The sequence below is a fragment of the Paenibacillus nasutitermitis genome (genome assembly GCF_014641075.1).
In the GTDB taxonomy this organism is placed as follows: domain Bacteria; phylum Bacillota; class Bacilli; order Paenibacillales; family Paenibacillaceae; genus Paenibacillus_Z; species Paenibacillus_Z nasutitermitis.
Genome location: NZ_BMHP01000011.1, coordinates 48,426 through 69,561 on the forward strand (window position 1 = coordinate 48,426; position 21,136 = coordinate 69,561).

Annotated in this window: 14 protein-coding genes; 6 read left to right on the top strand and 8 right to left on the bottom strand. The window is 48.4% G+C overall.

Translation table 11 applies throughout. From position 1 onward, the window contains the following. Window positions 1-34: 34 nt before the first annotated feature. Entirely contained in the window at window positions 35-2,281 is a 2,247-nt protein-coding gene (locus IEY46_RS33290; protein ID WP_188999835.1) for a helix-turn-helix domain-containing protein, read from the bottom strand. Between the two features lie 445 nt (window positions 2,282-2,726). Here IEY46_RS33290 and IEY46_RS33295 point away from each other — a divergent pair, with 445 nt between their 5' ends. Beyond that, a complete protein-coding gene (locus IEY46_RS33295; RefSeq protein WP_188999838.1) occupies window positions 2,727-4,301 on the top strand; it encodes an extracellular solute-binding protein in 1,575 nt (524 codons plus the stop codon). 411 nt (window positions 4,302-4,712) lie between these two features. Then, the gene (locus IEY46_RS33305) at window positions 4,713-5,075 is read left to right on the top strand and encodes a hypothetical protein (protein ID WP_188999844.1); all 363 of its coding nucleotides are present in this window, start codon (window positions 4,713-4,715) and stop codon (window positions 5,073-5,075) included. A 170-nt stretch (window positions 5,076-5,245) separates the two neighbouring features. Here the strand turns inward: IEY46_RS33305 and IEY46_RS36645 are convergent, their stop codons facing one another. The 6 genes from IEY46_RS36645 to IEY46_RS33330 all read right to left on the bottom strand — a co-directional run bounded on the left by IEY46_RS36645 (window position 5,246) and on the right by IEY46_RS33330 (window position 16,925). Next, the gene (locus IEY46_RS36645; RefSeq protein ID WP_229750716.1) at window positions 5,246-5,560 is read right to left on the bottom strand and encodes a transporter; all 315 of its coding nucleotides are present in this window, start codon (window positions 5,558-5,560) and stop codon (window positions 5,246-5,248) included. Window positions 5,561-5,767: 207 nt separating this feature from the next. Beyond that, complete coding sequence (locus tag IEY46_RS33310; protein ID WP_188999846.1) at window positions 5,768-7,279, bottom strand: ABC transporter substrate-binding protein; 1,512 nt, start codon at window positions 7,277-7,279, stop codon at window positions 5,768-5,770. 46 nt (window positions 7,280-7,325) lie between these two features. Beyond that, window positions 7,326-8,222 carry a carbohydrate ABC transporter permease gene (locus IEY46_RS33315; protein WP_188999848.1) on the bottom strand — a complete coding sequence of 299 codons (897 nt, stop codon included), beginning with the start codon at window positions 8,220-8,222 and terminating at the stop codon, window positions 7,326-7,328. An 11-nt stretch (window positions 8,223-8,233) separates the two neighbouring features. Beyond that, a complete protein-coding gene (locus IEY46_RS33320; protein WP_188999850.1) occupies window positions 8,234-9,148 on the bottom strand; it encodes an ABC transporter permease in 915 nt (304 codons plus the stop codon). A gap of 144 nt (window positions 9,149-9,292) precedes the next feature. Next, the gene (locus tag IEY46_RS33325; protein ID WP_188999851.1) at window positions 9,293-14,422 is read right to left on the bottom strand and encodes an S-layer homology domain-containing protein; all 5,130 of its coding nucleotides are present in this window, start codon (window positions 14,420-14,422) and stop codon (window positions 9,293-9,295) included. Between the two features lie 151 nt (window positions 14,423-14,573). Beyond that, a complete protein-coding gene (locus IEY46_RS33330) occupies window positions 14,574-16,925 on the bottom strand; it encodes an AraC family transcriptional regulator (protein ID WP_188999853.1) in 2,352 nt (783 codons plus the stop codon). Between the two features lie 613 nt (window positions 16,926-17,538). On the opposite strand from IEY46_RS33330, the gene IEY46_RS33335 reads away from it, so the two are divergent. Both IEY46_RS33335 and IEY46_RS33340 read left to right on the top strand, forming a co-directional pair. Continuing rightward, window positions 17,539-17,913: a hypothetical protein gene (locus IEY46_RS33335; RefSeq protein WP_188999856.1), complete on the top strand. Its 375-nt coding sequence runs from the start codon at window positions 17,539-17,541 to the stop codon at window positions 17,911-17,913. A gap of 116 nt (window positions 17,914-18,029) precedes the next feature. After that, a complete protein-coding gene (locus IEY46_RS33340) occupies window positions 18,030-18,392 on the top strand; it encodes a hypothetical protein (protein ID WP_188999859.1) in 363 nt (120 codons plus the stop codon). 391 nt (window positions 18,393-18,783) lie between these two features. On the opposite strand, the gene IEY46_RS36650 is transcribed toward IEY46_RS33340, so the two are convergent. After that, complete coding sequence (locus IEY46_RS36650; protein WP_229750717.1) at window positions 18,784-19,089, bottom strand: transporter; 306 nt, start codon at window positions 19,087-19,089, stop codon at window positions 18,784-18,786. Window positions 19,090-19,378: 289 nt separating this feature from the next. On the opposite strand from IEY46_RS36650, the gene IEY46_RS33345 reads away from it, so the two are divergent. Next, entirely contained in the window at window positions 19,379-20,026 is a 648-nt protein-coding gene (locus tag IEY46_RS33345) for a 2OG-Fe(II) oxygenase (RefSeq protein WP_188999862.1), read from the top strand. Window positions 20,027-20,327: 301 nt separating this feature from the next. Beyond that, window positions 20,328-21,104 carry an IclR family transcriptional regulator gene (locus IEY46_RS33350; RefSeq protein ID WP_188999865.1) on the top strand — a complete coding sequence of 259 codons (777 nt, stop codon included), beginning with the start codon at window positions 20,328-20,330 and terminating at the stop codon, window positions 21,102-21,104. The last annotated feature ends 32 nt before the right edge of the window (window positions 21,105-21,136 follow it).

Genomic DNA, 21,136 nt, shown 5'->3' on the forward strand with positions numbered 1-21,136 from the left:
TTTTGGCACATGTCGGAACGATTCAGGCCGGTCGTTACATTTCTTCATTGCGAAAATTCCCGGGGGTGGATCCCTTGAGCTTTTTGAACACGCGGATGAATGTCCGGGCATTCGTATAGCCGACAGCGACCGCAACATCTTGGACGGCTGTCACGGTATTTTGCAGCAGCTCCTCCGCTTTATCGATTCTTATCCGGGTCAAATAATCGACGAAATTCACGCCGAACGCTTCCTTGAACAATCTGCTCAGATAGCTGGCATTCAAGCCAAATTCATCACTCAGATGAGACAAGGACAAGTCGGGATTTACAAAATGCTCTTCGATATACTGTTTCGCATTGCGAATCAGTTGATAACTGTTTTTACTTTCGCGAATCCCGCGAATTTGTGCGGAGGCTTCCAGCATTACCCGGAAAATCCCGGCATAAATCTCCGCTGCGGTTTCCTCCTGCTCCAAGATCAATTGCAGCTTCGGATAGGTGTCGGATTCCCAAATTCCGTGCTGCTCCTCCGGCAATTCCAGCATCTCCTTATGCATGTGATAGAGCAGGTAATTCAACAGACTGAGCAAATCCTCATGTGCGAACATACAGGAATCGAGCGTGTCGCAGAGCTCATGGAATCGTCCCTCCCAATCGCTGTCCCCGGCACGGAAGGATTGGCAGATGGCGCGAATGATATGCAACTGCATGAAGATTTCGCCTTGCGGCTTCAAAGTCAAATCGCTTGGCATGATTAGCCGGTTCATGCCGAGAGATGATTTGTAATGCAGAGCCTGAAGAGCGTTTTTATACGTTTCCGAGGTGTCCTCGATGTGTGTGATTCTATTACCGATGCCGACGGTGACGGTAAAGGACAAATTTTGCTCTACCCAAGTGCGCAGCAGTTCACACAACTGTATAACGTTCTCGTCCTGTTCGGAGCCCCCGGCATCCTGATAAAAATAAAGGGCGGCCAGTTGATGCCGGCTTACCCACTCCGGCCAAACGAGGAAAGGGCTGCTCTCGCTAATTTCCATCACGACGGTCCGCAGCGCTTGCTTCAGCAAATATTGGTCCCGGCTGTTATAGCGTGCGACGAAATCTGCGTAACGATCTATTTCTACAACTACGGCCAAAAAACCCGGATATGTACCGTGGAACCCTAACTGCCTCAGTTCGGACTCCCAACCATCCCTTCGGCTGCTCGCGGCGCCCTCGATCATATTAAGAAAAACATGAAGCTTACGATAATCGAGATTTTCCTTGTTTTGCTCCTGCAGCAAGCTGGAACGGTCCAGCATTTGTTCGAACACCGTTTCGATATATTGGAATTCGTCCAATTTGTCCGTATGAGTGACTTGATCTCCTTGTTGCACGGAATATTCGGCAACTTTATCGGCGAAATTTCGAATCGGTTTATAATTGCGTCTGGTGGCGTAGACAAGCCATACGATACAAAGCGTTACGACTAGACAACCGATGGCAATCCATAGATAGAACAGAGAGGATACCCATTCGGTAATACTGGCTTGATACACACCGCTGCGGAGCGACCAATCGGTATAATCGGAGCGAACGCTCGACCATTGTTTGCCCGAGGGGTGGGGCGTGCCGGCATTCGTTCCATTCTCCAAATCCCGCGATGCGATCAGGTTTTCTTCCTGATCGACTAAATCGAGGAAATTAAGCGATAAGCTCGACATGATGCGCATGTGCTTATTCAGACTGGCTGTATCCACGTTAACGACAATGAGGCTTTTATTTGATAGCTTGGCGAATTTAACCAGTGTAACGACATCCGCAGGCCGGTCTCCGGTTTCCTTTCGGTATTCCCTTCGCCCCGTCCACTTAAAAGGCGCAAAGTTCGTAACCTGCTGTCCGATAAACTCCCTGTCGCCGAAGTCAGCCAATCCAACAGATGTCGAGGGCGTAATAATCGTATTATCTTCCATCCTGTATACATAGAGCGAATGGATCATCGGATTGCCGGCAGCAAGATCGCTTAGGGCGACAGCGGCCTGATAATCGGCATATTGCCTTTGCCCGGCGGGAAGCGGTTCGAATAATCGCATTATCGGGCCGTTATCCGTAATGGCCTTGCTCAGCATCGAATCGATGCCGCGCAGCGAAACCTCGACGGACTGCATAATGTCCCGTGAAAGCATTTCATTCGCCCGCAGCGCGGATTTTTTGGACATCTCGCTTAAAGTCAGATACGTCATCAGCAATAAACTGAGACTGACCACGAATATGATCGGCAGGTAAGAAAGGAGCAATCGGTGAAACCACTTCTTGTGCATATGACGCCTCCGATATTTATCAGGGTTTGCGGACCGTCTGACGTAAAAAAACGTTTCAGATGCTCGTTTTCTTGAATTTACTTAAAAGAGGTATTCGTCGAGGCTGGCGCGCGCGATGTCAATCGATTGCTTGGCATGCTGGGATAGCACCTATTAAGTGGGGTTTTTCGACATTTCGCTAATGGTTAAATAGGCGACCAACAAAAGGGACGAGCTGATGACGAAAAAAACAGGCAAATACGAAAGCAACATCCGATAAAACCAATTTTTCCGCATAAGCGGCTCCTTCCGGGTTCCTCTTCTTTGCATCATAATGAAATTTAAGGCGAAATGGCAAGACCCGATTCAGAAATAATCTCTCTATTTCATTTCGCGGCGAATCGTATTAACATAGATGATGAAAACGAATTCATTTTGATAATCGGCCCAGTAAGGAGGAGTAAAAGTGAAGCGGGTAATGATCGTATCCATCGCCTCGATGGCGATTCTGGGTGGTATAGCGGCAGCATTCTTGATGAAACTTGATCTCTTTGTCAGGCGTGAAGACGTTCCGCTACAGTCGAATCCCGGTGAACGGATGTCTTTGCATATCTTCGTGAGCAGACCTGATTCCGATTCTCTGCCTGCGCCGTCGCTCGATTTCGTCAAACAGGCGATCGAAACGAAGTTCGGCGTCCGATTGCAAGTGACGGCAACGGCTGAGGGGGACTATAATACTCAACTGCAAGCTTTGCTTGCAGCAAACGATCCGCCCGACATGTGGCTTGGCCTCGGTTCGGACGGAGGCGCGTCCTATGCGCTTGACAACGCTCTTGCGGACATGACGCTGTTCGTTTCGCCAAGCACGATGCCGAATTATTTCAAATATTGGATGAATACAGAAGAGCTGCGCCAATACCAGTTTCACAACAAATTCATGCGTGCGCCGATCCCTTACGACAAACAGTCAAATAGAGCTTACTATATCCGCAAAGACTGGCTGGACCGTCTCGGACTTCCGATTCCCGATACTTACGATGCCTATGTACGAACGCTTCATGTATTCACCTTCGGTGACCCGGACGGAAACGGAAAAAACGATACGTACGGCTTTACCGCCTCTGGCGGCGGTTCGAGCTTGTCTACGGATTGGCCGGAATATGTCAAAAACGGGCTATTGTATCCGGCATATTATGACGGAAAAAAACTCGTCATTATGCAGATGGACGAACGAGTCGGCCATGTCGTGGACGACATCTTGAAAGTGATGAATGCGGGCGTGGTGGAGCCGGATTGGTTTTTGAACAAACGAAATGATACCGTCGATAAAGCCGTTCGCGGCAAGGTCGGCGTTGTGCTGGGGACTACGGCGGACTTTGCCTACGATTCCAATCCGAACAGCCTACAGACCCGCAGCAAAGCCATCGATCCGCATGCGAACTGGGTCCCATTCAATCCGTTCGGACATGAACCGCTGCAGGCCGCTGTTATGCCGGGCTCTCCGTTCGTATTCTCGAATAATGCCGCCGGCCTGAATCCGGATAAACTGAAGCGGCTTGCCGAGATTTTGGACTGGTTATGCGGGGAGGAAGGATTTTTGCTCACCCACTACGGGCTGGAGGGTAAACATTACACGCGTCAGGGCAATACGATTACGCTGATCCCGTCTGCGATCGAGAACGATATCGTCAAGCAGGGCCGATTTCTCGATATATGGGGCTTTTTTACCCCGATTTCCCCTCAAGTTTTGGGCCTGAAGGTGATCGATCCGCGGATGACGGCAAGGGACGAGACGATTGCCCGGACGATTGCCGGCATTCCCGTGCATGAAGGCGTCGGAACCACGCTGACGCCGCCGCTAGGCGTAAGCGTCGAAACGATGCGCGACAAGCAGAACGAGCTGCAGGTGCGCATGCTGTTCACGGACAAGTCGGGGAGAAACTGGCCGGAATACCGCAAGGAAATCATGCAAAATTACAACGGCGACGAAATATTCAGACAGTATGAAATCAAAATCCGCGAGGCACACGAAGGCAAATGAGTAGCAATATGGAACGAGGGAGCGCACGAACTGGTTCAACAGGCTGCTGATGTCGTATCTTCCGTTTTTTTGGGCGATCAGTTGACGCTTCTGTCGCTTGCCTATTTGTCGTTGAACGAGATGTCCAAAAGCGCCGTGCGGGCGGTGCTTCGCAAAGTGAAATTACTTAAAGGGATTGATATCCGCAAGTTCGACAAGTTAATTGCAGATGCACTTATAGGAGGTTAATCAATATTTGTCGACTTCGTACATATACACCAAATATATTGATAACATTACGATTGGAGATGCTTTCATTAAAGACTTTCAAGTTGAAATAGGAAACATGGTTTATGGGATGGTAATGCACGGAATAGTGGGTTTTAACTCCCTAAAGACGGTCGGAGTGAAGATTGATGCTGGTGAATCTGAATGAGTGAAAAGTTTTGGTTAGCGGTACAGTATCCTCTGAAAAGTGCTACAGGCAGCCAACGTGACCACTGGTTAAGAGATAAAGTAATGGAATACTTGGAGATAGCTCTGGCGGATGTTAACTTAGGCTATGTGGATGGCTTTGATATGGGGAAATGCATTTCCGATCCAAAGAAATATGCTCTTCATATATTTTGTGTCATTACGGAAGAAGAACAGAGTATAGCTCTGGTAAAAAGAGTTTTAAGGAATAGCAGGCTTGATTATACTCGTGCAAAAATTGCTACAATGCCCTATGGAAAAGAAGAAGCATATACGTTGAAATATGCTTATAAAAAGGGCGTTACCGGTTTTTCACTGTAGCATAGTATTGTGATAGTTGTGTTTAGAATTGCAGCTGCACCCGTAGAAGCACATGTGGCGTTGTCTTCGGACAGGGGTTCAAATCCCCTCGCCTTCACTATGTATAACCCGACCTCATGCGGTCGGGTTATTTGCTGACGCTTCAACGGAGCCTAGTGGAACATGTTCATTTAGAAACATGTAAAGGATTGAATGGACTGCAAGCTCAATCCCGTATACACCCAAAACCTTCCGTTCCACTGAAACCCCGAAACCGAGGTGCGCCCTACGAAAACCGGGTAAAACCAGAATTGATTTCTATTCACAAGCCAAACGTACGTATTCCGAAATAAACAACCGGCAATCGCTCCCGGGTCGACAGCCAAGGGAGAAACTGCAGGTTGCTGAGGGATGAATCCCGGGGGAGGTGAGCTGGGTCCCGTAGGTCCCGTGGGTCCCGGCTGCCCCGGGAATCCTGGGGGACTTGGAGGTGGAAAAAATGACATGATGGGTCACTCCTTAATTGATGGGCTAAAATATTGTATGTAGGAGCGGAGATAAGTGAATGGGCGTATCCAATATTTTTCTAATGCGTTTCGCGGGCGCGTTTCCCCGCCAAGCATGAGAAACCCGACCGTGAGAGGTCGGGTTTTTGTCTTGCTTCTCCAACAGGGCCCGGGAGCAAACTCCCGGACGACCGTTCTTTTAATCCCTTACTTCTTCCCGTTCTCCACAGCCCAAGCATCCAACTGTTTTTGCAGCTCATCCTTCAGTTTGGCCGAACCCGCTTTTTTAAGCTTCTCCAGGTATTCTGGCAAATACTCTGCGGGATCGACGGTGCCGGTCATGAGGAGCGGCTCGTATTCCGCCTTCATGGCATTGACGTTAGCAAATTCCGCTTTGAGGGACGAATCGTCGAACACGAAGCCGAAGGTTGGTTGAACAAAGGCCGATTCGTTCAGTTTCTTCGTCACTTCCCACGTGTCCGGCGCCTGTCCTTCGACCAGGTAACCGTTGAATACGTTGCCGAATACCCAGTTCTGCGCGACATATCCGCCGCCTGTTTTGACTTTGACCGTTTTGTCGTCCAATTTCTCGTAATGCGTTCCTTCGATTCCGAAGCTCAGCAAGTTGTACAGCTCTGGATCATTATTGACCAGCTCGATGAGCTGGACCGCTCGTTCAGGATTTGCGGAGGTCCGGCTAACCGCCGTCAATGTTGTAATATTGGAGGTGCGGCGAGTTGTCGCTTCCGTGAACGGAATACCGATAACGTCGTAGCCGCCGTTGCTCGCTTTTTTCTCCGCTTCGTACCCAGGCTTCATGGCGCTTTCGAGACTTGTAGCGTATTTTCCGTTATAGACGGAATCGATCTGCTTCACCGTCGAAGCATCGTCGTTGATATATCCTTTCTTGAACCAGCTATGCATCAAATCGATAAAGCTCTTGTATTCCGGACTTTCCTCCAGTATGTTCGTCTTGAGGCTTGTATCGCCAATTTTAACGCCGCTATCGTCGAATCCGTACATGGAAGGTTCGAATTTGGTGCCTGGACCGGTAAGCATCAGCGGCGTAATCCCCGGCTCGTTTTCCTTGACCAGTTTGAAGAACGGCTCCAAATCTTCGATTCTCTTTACGGTATTGGTGTCAAAATTATATTTATCTGCCAAATCTTTTCTGATGCTTGCGCCATAACGCGAAGTGATCGTTTGGTAGTTCGGCACGGCGTAGATCTCACTTTTATATTTGGTTGCGTCCCAAGTGAAAGTCGGGATCACTTTTTTTGTTTCCGGTGCGTATTCATCCAGCAGCTTATCGAGTGGGATAAAGGCGCCTTTTTTCACATTCTCATCGTAATTGAACGCCCAGTTGGCCGTCCAGACGAGGTCGAATTTCTCGCCTGCCGCGCTTGCCGTATTCAGCTTGGTCGTATAGCTGCCGAAGTCGATCGGCTTGAGCTTGACGGTGGCATTGATTTTCGGCTTAATGATTTTGTTTACTTCATCCTCGATTTTCTGTTGATCCGGGGATACTTGGGATACCCCGTAATACCAGATCAGCTCTACTTCGGGCAGGTCGCCGTCCGTTGAACCCGCATTATTGGATGGCGCAGCCGTTTCTCCTTGATTTCCGCTTGTATTGTTCCCGTTCTTTCCGCCGCTGCAAGCTGATAGGATAACGATTGAGCATAACAGCAGAAGCAATGTCATTTGTATCTTTTTCACATGAACCCCTCCAATATGATTTGCAATACCATTCCATAATCGTCCGCTAGCCCTTCAACGAACCAACCGTCATCCCCTGCACAAAATATCGCTGGAAGAAAGGAAACACAAACATCATGGGACCGGCAACTAGTACGACGAGCGCCATCCGGACGGATTCGTTCGGAAATTGGCTCATATCAATACCGAGTCCTTGAATATACTGACTGTTGTTGCGCAGGAAATCAAGGGTATTCATGATTCGCACAAGCAGCAGCTGCAGCGGAACCAGCTTGTCATCGTCGATGAACAACAATGCATTGAACCATTCGTTCCAATAGTTGAAGGCGATAAACAAACTGAGCGTCGCCAGCGCGGGCGTAGAGAGAGGGAGGATGATACGGAAGAAGATCCGCCATTCGCTCGCCCCATCCATTTTAGCCGACTCGATAATTTCATACGGGATTTTACCCATGAACCCTTTCATGATGAGAATATAGAAAGGCGAGATCAGCCCGGGCAAGATGATAGCCCATAACGAATTTTTCAGATGCAAATATTGGGTCATGAGGATATAGAAAGGTACCAGACCGCCCGAAAACATCATCGGTATAAACACAAAGATGGTGAGTGGAGACCGGAGCGAATAATCCCTTCTTGATATCGCATAACCGATAATGCTGGTCATCAGAATGCTTAGCAGCGTGCCGATAATAGTAATAAAAAAAGTATTACTGTAGGCGCGCACCAGAACAAGCGGCGTTTGGAACAAAAACTCGTATGCAAGCGAACTGATCTGCTTAGGGAGGAACGAGTAGCCGTACGTCATAAGCGTGCTTTCATCTGTCAGTGAGACGGAGATGATCAGGACGAAAGGGGCGATAATCAAAATGGATAGCGCAATAAAAAATACGTTCAAGAGTCCGTCTACGATTTTGTTTTGCCGCGTTGCGTCGTTTCCCATCGGTTGTTCTCCTACCATAATGAGTTTTCTTCGCTAATTTTTCGAACGGTGTAATTGGCGCCAACGACGAGCAGCAGCCCAACAAAGGACTGGTAGAATCCGACAGCCGTGGCCATCGAGATATCCCCGCTAACGCTGAGCGCGCGATAGACAAACGTGTCGATAATATCGGTGGTATTGTACAATAACGGCGCGTTATTCGAGACAAAAAAGTGCAGTCCGAAATCTCCGCGGAACATGTTGCCGATAGCCATAATCATTAAGATGATAATGAGTGGTGACAACATCGGTATCGTTATTTTCCGGGCCATCTGGAAGCGGGTTGCACCATCCATGCGCGCGGCTTCATAGTAGGAAGGATCGATGGCTACAATACCTGCATAATAGACAAGCGCAGAGAAGCCAATCGCTTTCCAGAGATGAGCGAACGTTAGAATGAGCGGCCAATAAGTGGGCTCCAGGTACCAAAGAATGCGTTCCATGCCGATCGCTTCGAAAAACCGGTTAAGAAAACCGTAATTATGATTCAAAAACATTTGCGCAAGAAACATCACGACAACCCAAGATACGAAGGTGGGCAAAAACATAATTGTCTGATAGTATTTGCTCCACTTTCGTGATATTTCGTTCAGCAGAATCGCGACGAGCAATGCTGACAACGTCGTGATAATCCAGAACCATAGACTGTACATAATCGTGTTGCGAGTGACGATAAACGCCTTATCGGAAATAAAGAAAAACTTAAAGTTGCTGAGCCCTACCCATTCGCTTCCCAGCATCCCTTTATCGTACCGGTAATTTTTGAAGGCGATGATGACGCCAAACATCGTTAAATAACTGAATACGAAAATGTAAAGGATCGACGGAAGCGCGAGCAGGGTCAGCTCTCGGTCTCCCTTGCTAAATCGGAATTGACGTTTCTTCATTTCGGTTCCCTTCCCTTATCCATGCTTGACGTGATCGGCCTTGCTTCAAATCATGGCATAAGGGAGGGGCGAAAAAAATCTTAAAAAGCTGATAAAGTATTAAATTGGATATAAAAATCGCGATAAAATGGCTAAAACTGCAAGTTACAACAGGCTCAGCAAGTTATAAATAGCTTGAGCCGTTTCGTCCCGGCTCGTAAACAAGCTTGGCTGGAATGTCCCATTCGGATAACCTTTCATAAGCCGGATATGCGTTGCTTCCTCAATGGATGGACGGGCCCATTCCGATGCTTGGTTCAGATCGTTCGGACGGCTTGTGACATCTCCTGCTTCTACAGGGCCGTCGGCATAATGGTAAGCGCGCATGAGCATAATAGCCATTTCCTGGCGGGAAATCCGATCATCCGGCGCAAAACGCTGCTCCGAGCGTCCCGAAATGATTCCCGCTTCGTAAGCAGCCGCCACCATATCCGAATGCCAATCACCTGGCCTTACATCCTGGAACGGCGATTTCAATTGCGCATTCGGGAGCTTAAGCGCCCTCGCAAGCAGCGCCGCAAACTCCGCCCGTGTCGTCTCGCCGTCGGGATCAAAACGATCTGTCGACTTGCCGCTTACGATATGTTTGGCGGCGAGCGTCTGAATTGCCTCCAACGCCCAATGTCCCGCCGGAATATCTGCGAATGCAGCTTCATATTCCATAACGGCGTAGGCGCTGAAGTGCTGGAGCTCCGCTGAAACCGTACGGCTCGCCTCCTCGAATTCGCCGCCCGCGTATTCCCAGCTTCCTGAACCGGCATTGTGATATACCCCAAGCAAGTTCTCATTGCCATCGAACGAATCAACCGAGAAGGAAACATGAACGGGCTCCGGGAAGTCCGAAGCAAATACGGTCTGCGTACCGCCGCTTCTAATCAGCAGTTCAAATCGATAGGGAACGCCCACTAATTGGTACGAAACGGAATTCCCGTCTGCTTGCGGATGAGAGGCTGCATAATCATCGGATATTGGTACCGCTTTGATAATCAATTCAGCACCTTCCTTTTGCGCGTCCGCTATCGTCCGCAGCATGGAAGGGGAGAAGGTGAGCGTTGCTTTGCCGGCTTGCACGGCAAGCGGCTTTGTCAGTTTGCCAATAATGCCTGGAGTCAGCAGAACCCCGTTCTTATCCGCATCAAGCTCGACCGTTATCGGTTCGTCCTGACTTCCTCTCGCCAAATCGCCGTCTGTAACAACGACCAGATCATCCTGGTTCCCGCCTCCGCCGGCGATGGGTCCGGTGCTCGGCCATCCCGGATTCGGATTCGGATCAGGGTTAGGATTCGGATCAGGATCAGGATCAGGATCAGGATCAGGATCAGGATCAGGATTAGGGTTAGGATTAGGGTTAGGATTCGGATCAGGATCAGGATTAGGATTAGGGTTAGGATTCGGATCAGGATCAGGATCAGGATTAGGGTTAGGATTCGGATTCGGATTTGAGATGTCGATCGGCTTCAGCTCGAAGGCGTTATCCGCCCCTGTGTAATGGTAAACGTTCAAATATCCTTCGGCCGCGATCGGATTGTCCGGATCGGAATCCAGCACGTTCAACACGGGTTTTCCATCCGCTTTGAGAATAAATCGCGTGCCATCATCCACCTGTACCGCGCCAATTTCGATATCATACTCTTGGCCGGGGAGAAATACTGAATTCGGAATGATTTGCATCATCGTTTGTGCCGGCTTCCAGCTCTGAAATTCGATATGATTCTCCTTAATGACGACGAGATAGCCCTTATTGGCTTTCACCCAAGTCGGATCTCCCGTCCGATCGGATCGAACGGCGAAGCCGTACCAGCCGGTTCCGAAATCACCGAACTTCGCCTTGAAGCGGATCAGTTCATTGCCGAATGTTTCGGCTTCGTATCCATATACGCCGTCTCCGAACAGTCTAACGCTCTGCTCGCCGCCATAGACGGAGTCGGAGACGGTCCAGCTATCTTTGTCCTTCAGCTGCATGCCTGCCAGGGTTACAGGATACGATTGTTCGCTTACCGTAACGGTCGCAGATGCCGCAATGGAGGAATCGTCCCCGGAAGCTGCCGTAATGACCGCCGAACCCGGTGCCATCGCCACTATTGTACCGGGCTCCGTAACGGCAGCTACTTCGGGATTGCTGGAGCTCCAGTCCAGCTTTTGGTTAGTCGCTTCGAGAGGGGTAATCAGCGCCGTCAAGGTTCGGCGTTCGCCCGTCTGAAGCGTCAACTGCTCTTGCTCCAGCTCAATGTCCGTGATCGGCACTCTTACGATGGAGAAGGCAACGTCGTCAAATTCCAGATAGTCGAAATTTTCCACATAAAAACCGACCTTGCCGGATGCGCTGTGCGCCTCATTCTGGCCCTGAATCACCAGCCTATCGTTAACAAAGACGCTGATCATCGCATCTTGTACGATCATCCGGATCGTATAGACGGTGTCAGGCTGCAGCTCATCGCTTTCATTCACCGCAGCTTCCTCTAACGTCTGCCACTGCGAGTTAAAAATAACCCATGAAGAACCTTCTTCCGACTGTTGATACCGAACGTATCCGCTTCCGTTATTGCCGTTTCGCTCGTACATGAGCAGGGTTGCCCCCTCCGGAATCGTCCCAGGCGTCTTCAAGCGGTATTCCAGCTCATAATCGGCGAACAGTCTTGGATGCTGCGAATTCGCTCCATTCACGATGCGATACCAGTGGTTTCCTTCTTCATCCTCCTCGATACTGTGGTTGGCATCGATCATCCATCCGTTGCCTCCCGATTCGAAATCGGTAAAGTGCAACATGCCTTCACCGTCGGACACGGTTACAGCCATTTCATCCGAAAGGTCGGCATTGTGGTTGGAAACGGCCGTTATTGTCGTCACTCCGGCGGTTAATGCAGTCACTTGGCCATTCGCATCAATCGTGGCTACAGCCGTATCGCTGCTGCTATATAGGACACCGTTGTTCGTCGCATTCCAAGGCACCACTTCGGCCGCGACCGACACCATTTTGCCAATCGACATCGTCATGTCGTCGGCGGGCAAATAGACATCCGCAACGTCGATGGCCTCTGGCGCATGGGACAGGCCTACTTTGCCTTGTGTGCCGATGTCTTCGAACGGAATGGGCGTGAATCCTTCAATATGGTCGAATACGGCCGCATCCCCGGTAAGTCGGAAGTCTCCGTTCGCCAGGCTGACAAAGCCCGGGTCCTCGTTTGCGATCCAGTTGTTCTCATGCTTAAGCAGGTTGTGAATGTCCCGTACGCCGTGCTCGTTCGTTTGGTCAGAGAGGGCGAGCGTAGGATTGTAAATGACGTTGTTCTCGAACGTGTTGGTAGTAGGGAAGTACCGGTCCTCTTCGAAAAACGTCAGAAGCTCGGGGTACTTCGCGGCATAAGGCGTGCCCTCGAAGTTGTTGTACTGCTCAAAGAGATCCAGCCAAACCGGCATGTAGTCGCGGTCCACGCGGTTGCCAGGCTCCTTGCTCATGAACATTTCATAGTTGTCGTATGGGACAAACGTGTCTACGAAAATATTGTTGCTCGTATGGATGTATGAGCCGGTACCGCTTTTGATCGCGCTGTTGCCCATCTTGTAGAAAATGTTTTCCTCGATCGTCATATCCATCGTCATATTGTCCGGGTAGATGCCTTCGACGCCGTGTTTGTCTTCCCCGATGTGGTGGAAGTAGTTGCGCCGCACGATCGTTCCTCTTTCTTCGGGATCCATACCTGCATTCATATAGATGGCACCTAAGTCTTGAAACTCTTTGCATATATCATAGATGTTGTTGTATTCGATCAAGTGGTCGTTGCCGTAAAGGATGATGCCGGGATGGGGGGCGTCGTGAATTTCGTTGCCGATTGCCTGGTTGCCGACGCCGGAAAATAACACCGCAGGATTATAAGCTTTGTGGTAATAGGCAAAATCGTGAATATGAGAGTTCTGTACTTTGTTGTTCCCGTGCTCCAGCGTTACCTTGTCTCCGCCGTTCAGCGTAACGGCCGTTCCGCCGATATGTTGAAGATGGGAGGAGATAACGGCGTGATTCCGCCCGTCGAGATCGTCTTCCACTCCGTCGTATTCGTAACGTCCGGGCGAATTGATGAGTACGCCCCCATTCGTGAAGTTCCGGATTTCGGCATGCTCGATGACGATATCGCTGCCGCCAAGAATAACCGCGGCCGTGTCTCGACCGTATTCCATCACGAGATCTTCGAAGCGGATATGGGAGGCGCCTATCGCGCGGATCATCGGCTCTTTGAGCATCGTTACCGTTGCTCCGCCTTGTCCGCTGAGGAACGCGGCATTCGGAATCATGTACAGCATCCCGCTAGCGCGGTCGATGTAATATTCGCCCGGCGCGTCAAGCTCCTCGAGCAGGTTCTGGGCAAAATGGAAGTCTGGATACCAGTTTTTTAATAGACCCGACATTTCCCCATATTGCAGCGTAATCGTTTTGTTCTCCGTATCGATCGCGGCTACCTTGTTGTAGGACCACTCCCAGCTATAGCCGAAAATGCCGTCCAGCCATATATCTTCGGCCTCCGTCCAAAATCTCGGGCGATCGTATTTATAGCTGAACGTTCCTCCGCGCTGCTGCAGGTCCGGATCGTCTACCGTCGGCCCCGGATCCACAATATCATTCATTTGAACGGTGCCGGCATTGGGCCAGCGGGCCAGCGTCATGCCCTGTCCGCCGATATACAGCTCCATAGGAGGGACCAGGCTGACGTCGTTCGCCTTCCAATAGCCGTGGCGGCTCATCTGACCGTAGTCGTGGATGCCGAGTGCGGCAAGATCGATCCCTAGCACCTTATCCCGCGCCGAAACATCGATAATTCGCTTCAGCACGTTCGAATCGGTTACGGGAACGAAGCTGCCGCTGTCCAACTGCTTGCCACCCGTCAGCCTGACGGTGTCGCCCGGATAGGCACGGTAGACGATCGGCGAATCCGCCGTACCTGAATCCTCTTCCGACAAGTCAAACGATGCCATCCGCTCGTAGGTGCCTTCTTTCAAGTAAACCGTCACGCCTCCACCAGGAAGCCCTCCGCCTGCTTTGAGCGCACGGATCGCATCTCTGGCCCCTTCAAGCGTCAGGAGAGGCTCGTCTGCGACGCCACTATTGGAATCGCTTCCATTCGGTGCTACAAAAATAACCACTCCTTCTTCCGGTCCCGGTTCCGCCAGCGCGATTGTGTGCGGCATGCCCATGGCAAGCATGCACACAATCAGCCAGGCGGATAACAACTTCTTCTTTGTCACCCACATTCATCCTTTCGCTGATACGTAATGGTCCTGCGGTTTTATTGTGGCAAAGGAAGACATGGGCTGGAATCCTAAAATCAATGAAACATCCGGACTTTCGCTTTGTTTTTTGGCAATCATCTCAATAACATGTTATCCAAGCTCCAAATTACCTGCCAAGCGTCACGTTCAGGCGATGTTCTTTGGGCGTTACCCCATATTTCTTCTTAAACAAGGTGATGAAATAACTCGAATTGTTGAATCCCAAATAGTCGGCGATTTCCTTAATGTTATAGTCGCTGCCAATGAGTAATTCGCAAGCTTTCTCAAGCCTGTAGTCATTTAAGTAGTCGCCGACCGATTTGTACTCGTATTGTTTGAAGATTCTTCCGACATAGGCTGGCGACATCTTCAAGAAGGTCGCGATCGACTGCAGGCTCAAGTTGAGGTCCGAGTAGTTGTTTTCGATAAATTCCTTGATCGTGTCGACGATCATTTTGTTCCTGTCTTCCTTCAAAGGAGACTGATCTTCTTTGAAGATTTGCCGCAGGAAATGTTCGATGATCTCTCGCATGTCCGCCAATGTTTCCGCTTTGAGCACTTTTTGATTAATATTTTGCAGCTCGACCGAATTGGCGTAGGAGGTAAAAGGTGGTTCGCGCAGCACCTGCTTAATCAACAGGATGACCTGGATGACCGCATAAGTCATGTAATCGTAATGAATAGAGGCGATCAGCTCGAATATCCGGACCAGAGCGGCTTGAACGACGTCCTCATCCCTGGTTTTAATGCCCTCCAGGAGTCTTTTCTCCAGCTCTGCCGGGATCATAAAATCATGGCGGCTGTTATTCCCTTCGACCAGTTCCGGCGTGATGACCGCTCCTAAACCATAAGCCAGACGGTACATGGATTGCTGCACCGTTCGTTCGTAGGTCGGAGTCAACTCCTTATAACAGGTTACCGCATGACTAATAGCAGCGGAGAAGCTCCGTTCGCGATAAAATTTTTTGTACGTTTGCTGGGCATCCTTCAGAAGGCGGGACAAGGCGGCAAGATCAACCCCATCAGCCTGTACACCGACGATGACGACGATATATTCGTTATTCATATCGACAACCCGATTGGAGAACGACCGGCCGACCGTTTCTTCTATAATGTTGCATGCAGCGAACCTGTACAATTTCTCTTGCGAAGCGGGTTCTTTGGATGTGCCGTCCGGCGGCGCCTGGTCAAGCATGATGACGACCAATTGCCAGCATTGCTCCGTTTTGTCTGCGAACAGCTCGGGACTAGCTTCGGCGCAATAATCCAGTTCTTCCAAAGTCATCGAACGGCTGTCGGTCACCCAGCGACGCAAGTAGTAGTCTCCGACGATCTGATTGTTCCGGCGCTCTTCCTGATTCACCTGCTGGAGCTTATCCAGCGTCAGCCTGTATAGATCCGACATGAGACTCACCTCATCCTTATTTGGCGGGTCGGCATGCGGGGACTGTATGTCATTTCGTTTGAACAAGTCGAACAGCTTGCCGATCGGCCGGTATAATCGGTTCGTAATGACAAGAGATAGAATGAAGCTTGCCATCAGGAAGATGAAGGTGAACAGCAGCGTAATATTGAGCAACGTTTCCGCCCGGCCCATTACATTGCCGTAGGGAAGAATGTTCATAACCTTCCACTGGCTCACTCCGACGCCAGTTTCCGAGATCACATATTTGTCCCCGTCGATCCGCCTGATCGAAAAGACCTCGGACGGCATTTCTGCCGACAGGACCGATCTGGCCAAATAACGTTGCACGGCTTCCGACGGCTGCGAGGACATCCCCTCCGTTTGCAGAATCGCCCCACGTTTGTCCACAAGCACCGTGCCATCGCTGCTGCCCGACATATTGTCCAGATTCATAATATTTTCAAAGATCCATTGCGGTCTTATATTTACGATAACCGTATTGGGTAGCTCGCCGTTCGTAGGATGGTTATTGGTAATGATGAACGAGAAGAGGTCGACATTGGGCTGGCTTTCATCCAATTTAATCGGAATTAATTGCGAGAAGGAGTCCGTCCCCCTCGATTCCAACTGCTGCATCAGTCTGTCCTGGAGCGCTTTCAGATGTGTGCGCGTCCAAGTGCCCGATCCTCCGGTGTAGAATGTTTCGGTTACGCCGCTGAACACGAAGATGGATTCCACGAAGGTGGTAGAATCGGCAAGCGTGTCCAACTTGCGGTGCGTCTGAAATTTCATGACCGGCTCGGGATTCGCGGCATTCATCAAATAGATGATATTTGGGTCCAGACTCGCCATAATGCCGATGTTCTGCACGATATCATTAATATAGTTAATATTTTGTTTGATTTGCGAAAGTACCTTCTGATTGGCTTCCTTCTGCGTCTGCAAGATCATCTGCTGGGAATACACGTAAAACGAAATTGCCGCTACAAGCAACAATCCTGCCATAGACAAGTTGAAATAGAAAAAGATCCGCAGCAAATACTTTCGGCTTGTTAGGTGCTGGATGATATTCATGGCTCGACAACTCCGCTTCGCAAATTAGTAAGCTGTACGATCAACGCGTTTGCCGACCAATGCATCGGAGAAACGCGCAAGTTTCCCGAGTAGCAGTTCATTATGTCAGAGAGTGACGTGTTCCTGCAAGTAATATCAAGGCGAGGCGCCGGAAATTATAATAAAATGCGTAATTTGAAACGATGTCAAATCCATCCGATACCGGCAAAACACATGATTATTTACCGCTACCCTTTTCTTGCGGACTTGCATTCATCATGGGAATTGGGGGTGGGCCGTCTTACCGCATGACAGAGCCTTCAGAGGATGGAGGTTTAAGAGCATTTCAACGCCGGCGAATTGTGGTTGGTTTTGCACAGTCACGGATCGCCTCCATTTACATTATCAGAAGAAGCACCATGCTAGGTGCTTTTTTTTGTTTGTTATGGATACTTGGCGCTTGTTGTTAGATATATCGCAAATGCAACAGATATGAAGAATGTGACGAAAGCAATGATTTATCTTGAGGGATTAAAAGCTCTAAAATATAGCATGCAATTTGTTCAAGAAGAAAACTCATTCAGATATTAGAACATCAGCTGAAAATAGACACTGTTAATTAGGAGGGTTCATTTTGCTCGCATATATAGACGAGAGTGGGTTTCCTCATCCCAATGATGAGACTGTGAATCCAGTATTAGCGGCCGTGTGTGTGCCTAAAGATGAGATAAGAACTATAAGTCAGAGGATGTATAATATTAAGATGGATGAATATGGTCGTCATGATGTTGAGTTAAAAGCTGTTAATGTTCTAAAACAAAAATCACTAACAAGAAATTCGAATAATAAAATTTTCACCGACAGAGTAGTTAATGAAGTACTCATTAATACACTCAATCTTAGAGTTTTTGCGATTGTTATGGACAAACCTGAAACTTCGGGTATCTTGTTCAAGTATCGGCGGCGAAGCGTGGTTTTACATACCCACGCTTCGCCTCCACCATCATGAACACCATCCGCATGAGGATGGTGTTTTTGCTGTCGTTAGTAAACAATCCCTTTTGCAAATTTCGTTGTTATAATGAATTATCCCTATATTACCTGTAAATTGGCTGGTGAATCTGAATGAGTGAAAAGTTTTGGTTAGTGGTACAGTACCCTCTAAAAAGTGCAGCAGGCAGCCAACGTGACCACTGGTTAAGAGATAAAGTCATGGAATACTTGGAGATAGCTCTAACAGATGCTAACTTAGGCTATGTTGATGGCTTTGATCTGGGGAAATGCATTTCCGATCCGAAAAAATATGCTCTTAATATATTTTGTGTTATTACGGATGAAGAACAGAGTATAGCTCTGGTAAAAAGAATTTTAAGGGATAGCAGGCTTGATTATACTCGTATAAAAATTGCTACATTGCCCGATGGAAAAGAAGAACCGTATACTTTGAAATATTCTTATAAAAAGGGTGTTACCAAATTTTCACTGTAGCATAGTAGTGTGTTGGTCGTGTTTCGAATTGCAGCTGCACCCGTAGAAGCACATGCGGCGTTGTCTTTCGGACAGGGGTTCGACTCCCATTGCCTCCACTATGTAAAGCCCGACCTCATGCGGTCGGTTTTTTTGCTTTTTCTGTGGTTCAAAAAATACTTTGCGAAGATTTCTTGAATATCGTCTCCAAACGCTGATACTGGCGCATCTGGTAATGCCAGCCCTGAAGCTTCAACGGGAGTTGGCTGCTTGGTTTCTTTTTTCTTGGATTGATTTTCTTTGGTTTTAGATTTTCTATACCTCGTTCGTCAGGAGTCTTCTTCCATAAAACGGCTGTAATCACACACGAAAAGTTCCGTTCCTAGTGGAACGGAACTTTTCGTGTGTTCATCTAGAAGCATGTAAAGGATTGAATGGACTGCAAGCTCAATCCAGTATACACCCAAAACCTTCCGTTCCACTGAAACCCCGAAACCGAGGTGCGCCCTACGAAAACCGGGTAAAACCAGAATTGGTTTCTATTCACAAGCCAAACGTACGTATTCCGAAATAAACAACCGGCAATCGCTCCCGGGTCGACAGCAAGAGGCGAAACTGCAGGTTGCTGAGGAATGAATCCCGGGGGAGGTGAGCTGGGTCCCATGGATCCCGGCTGCCCTGGGAATCCTGGGGGACTTGGAGGTGGAAAAAATGACATGATCGTCACTCCTTATTTGATGGGCCAAAATATTGTATGTAGGAGCGGAGATAAGTGAATGGGCGTATTCAATATTTTTCTAATAGCCTTGATCACCTATGAGATCGGTTACTCAATTAATAGGTAGCCTCCTACCCGATGTTAAAAAATTTCGTTTCGATACTCTCTTAGCTTCCGCATACACCAAAAAGTTTGATTATTTTGATTATTCTGAATTAATCGAGTAAATAATCAGAAAGTATGGTATGGTATTTTTTGGTGAATGTCATACTATAGGGGCTATATAAGGATGATCGAGGATACGACAAAGAAAGAGCGGACGATATTTGATCATGTTGGAAATACGATCAAGACAGAAGATCGAGAGATTCGTATTCTTGCCAAGTATGAGGAGCCATTGGTTGTCGTACTAGGAAATGTGCTTAGCGATGAGGAATGCGATGAGCTAATCAAACACTCCAGGGAACAATTGCAACGATCAAAAATCGGTGGAGATCATGCAGTCAATCAAATTAGAACAAGCAGTGGGGTGTTCTGCGAGGAGAATGAGACGATTACAAGAATCGAGAAGCGATTCTCTCAAATTATGAATATTCCGATCGAGCATGGTGACGGCCTGCAAGTTCTGCTGTATACCCCTGGCCAAGAGTATCAACCTCATTATGATTTCTTCGCAGAAACGAGTCGAGCAAGTGCTAACAATCGAATTAGTACGCTCGTGATGTATTTGAATGATGTGGAAGAAGGCGGTGAAACAGCGTTCCCCTTGCTTAATATCTCCGTTTTTCCTAACAAAGGCATGGCAGTCTACTTTGAGTATTTCTACAGCAATCATGAATTAAACGATTTTACCTTGCATGCAGGTACACCAGTGATTAAAGGGGAAAAGTGGATCGCAACGATGTGGATGAGAAGACAAGTTCTTCGTTTATCCTAGGTCAGGTTGTTTATTCATTCTTTTATCTCTTAAAAGCGACCGTGTGGTAGGTCGCTTTTTTGCGTTAAACGAGAATATTTTCATTAAGTTTTATGTTGTTGCGGCGGACAGAACACCATGGCGAACCAGTGTGCAGCAGGGATAGGGGCGCTGCACTCCCTTTCTTTCAGCGGTCATTTTAAACGTTAATGCCCGGAGCAAACTTAGTAATCTGTAATAAAGTATTGCAGCATTCCAAGTTTTTATAGTAGTATTTTATATATGGACAACAATTTTATAATAAGGAAATGGCGGTGAAGTTTTGACGGAAGAGATTAAGCAGTCGGGGACCGTGAAATCCGCGGACCGGGTTTTGGATATCATCGAATTGCTTGCCTCAGAACAAGAGCCTATGAACCTGACAGAAATTTCAAGAGCTTTGGCTATGCCCACAAGCAGCATATACAAGATCATTAAAAACCTGCTGGCTAGAGGTTATCTTGAATCCGACGAGCAGGAGAAGCAGTTCAGGCTTGGATATAAAATATTGGAGGTAGGCACTAAATATACTCAAAATACGAATTTGGTTAACGAATTCCAATATGTTTCGCAGCGCATCGTTAGTGAGATTAATGAGGCTGTTTATTTGTCTATCCGCAACGGCAAGAACGTTCTCTATATAGCGGAAAAACAAAGCCTGCAGCCCATCCGTTTTGTCTCCCACTTGGGCATGCAGTTGCCCATGCATGCGACTGCGATGGGGAAAATGCTGCTCAGTCAGCTATCCGATGCAGAAATTGAGCAATTGTACCCCGAGGAAGAGTTAGGGACTTTAACAGAAAATACCATTCATGAGCGTTCTTCTTTAATTAAAGAGGTTTCACAGATTCGGGAGGAGAAGCTGGCATACAGTCGTTCGGAATCTGTTCAGGGCGTGCATTGCATCGCTGTGGGCATAAAGAATTCCAAGGGTCAGATCGTGGCTGCTATGAGTATATCCATCCCGCAATCGCGAGTGACGGATTCTTTATGGGATAAAGTGAAGGAACTTCTTACGCAGGCAGCCAAAGAGCTGAGCTATAAAATCTATTTTCAATAATTATATTTCCTAATGGAAAATATTTTTCTTGA

Excerpts from the sequence above, each read along its gene's own strand:
- IEY46_RS33290 (WP_188999835.1), bottom strand. The coding sequence starts at position 2,281 with ATGCACAAGAAGTGGTTTCACCGATTGCTCCTTTCTTACCTGCCGATC.
- IEY46_RS33305 (WP_188999844.1), top strand. The coding sequence starts at position 4,713 with ATGAGTGAAAAGTTTTGGTTAGCGGTACAGTATCCTCTGAAAAGTGCT.
- IEY46_RS36645 (WP_229750716.1), bottom strand. The coding sequence starts at position 5,560 with ATGTCATTTTTTCCACCTCCAAGTCCCCCAGGATTCCCGGGGCAGCCG.
- IEY46_RS33315 (WP_188999848.1), bottom strand. The coding sequence starts at position 8,222 with ATGGGAAACGACGCAACGCGGCAAAACAAAATCGTAGACGGACTCTTG.
- IEY46_RS33320 (WP_188999850.1), bottom strand. The coding sequence starts at position 9,148 with ATGAAGAAACGTCAATTCCGATTTAGCAAGGGAGACCGAGAGCTGACC.
- IEY46_RS33330 (WP_188999853.1), bottom strand. The coding sequence starts at position 16,925 with ATGAATATCATCCAGCACCTAACAAGCCGAAAGTATTTGCTGCGGATC.
- IEY46_RS33340 (WP_188999859.1), top strand. The coding sequence starts at position 18,030 with ATGAGTGAAAAGTTTTGGTTAGTGGTACAGTACCCTCTAAAAAGTGCA.
- IEY46_RS36650 (WP_229750717.1), bottom strand. The coding sequence starts at position 19,089 with ATGTCATTTTTTCCACCTCCAAGTCCCCCAGGATTCCCAGGGCAGCCG.
- IEY46_RS33345 (WP_188999862.1), top strand. The coding sequence starts at position 19,379 with ATGATCGAGGATACGACAAAGAAAGAGCGGACGATATTTGATCATGTT.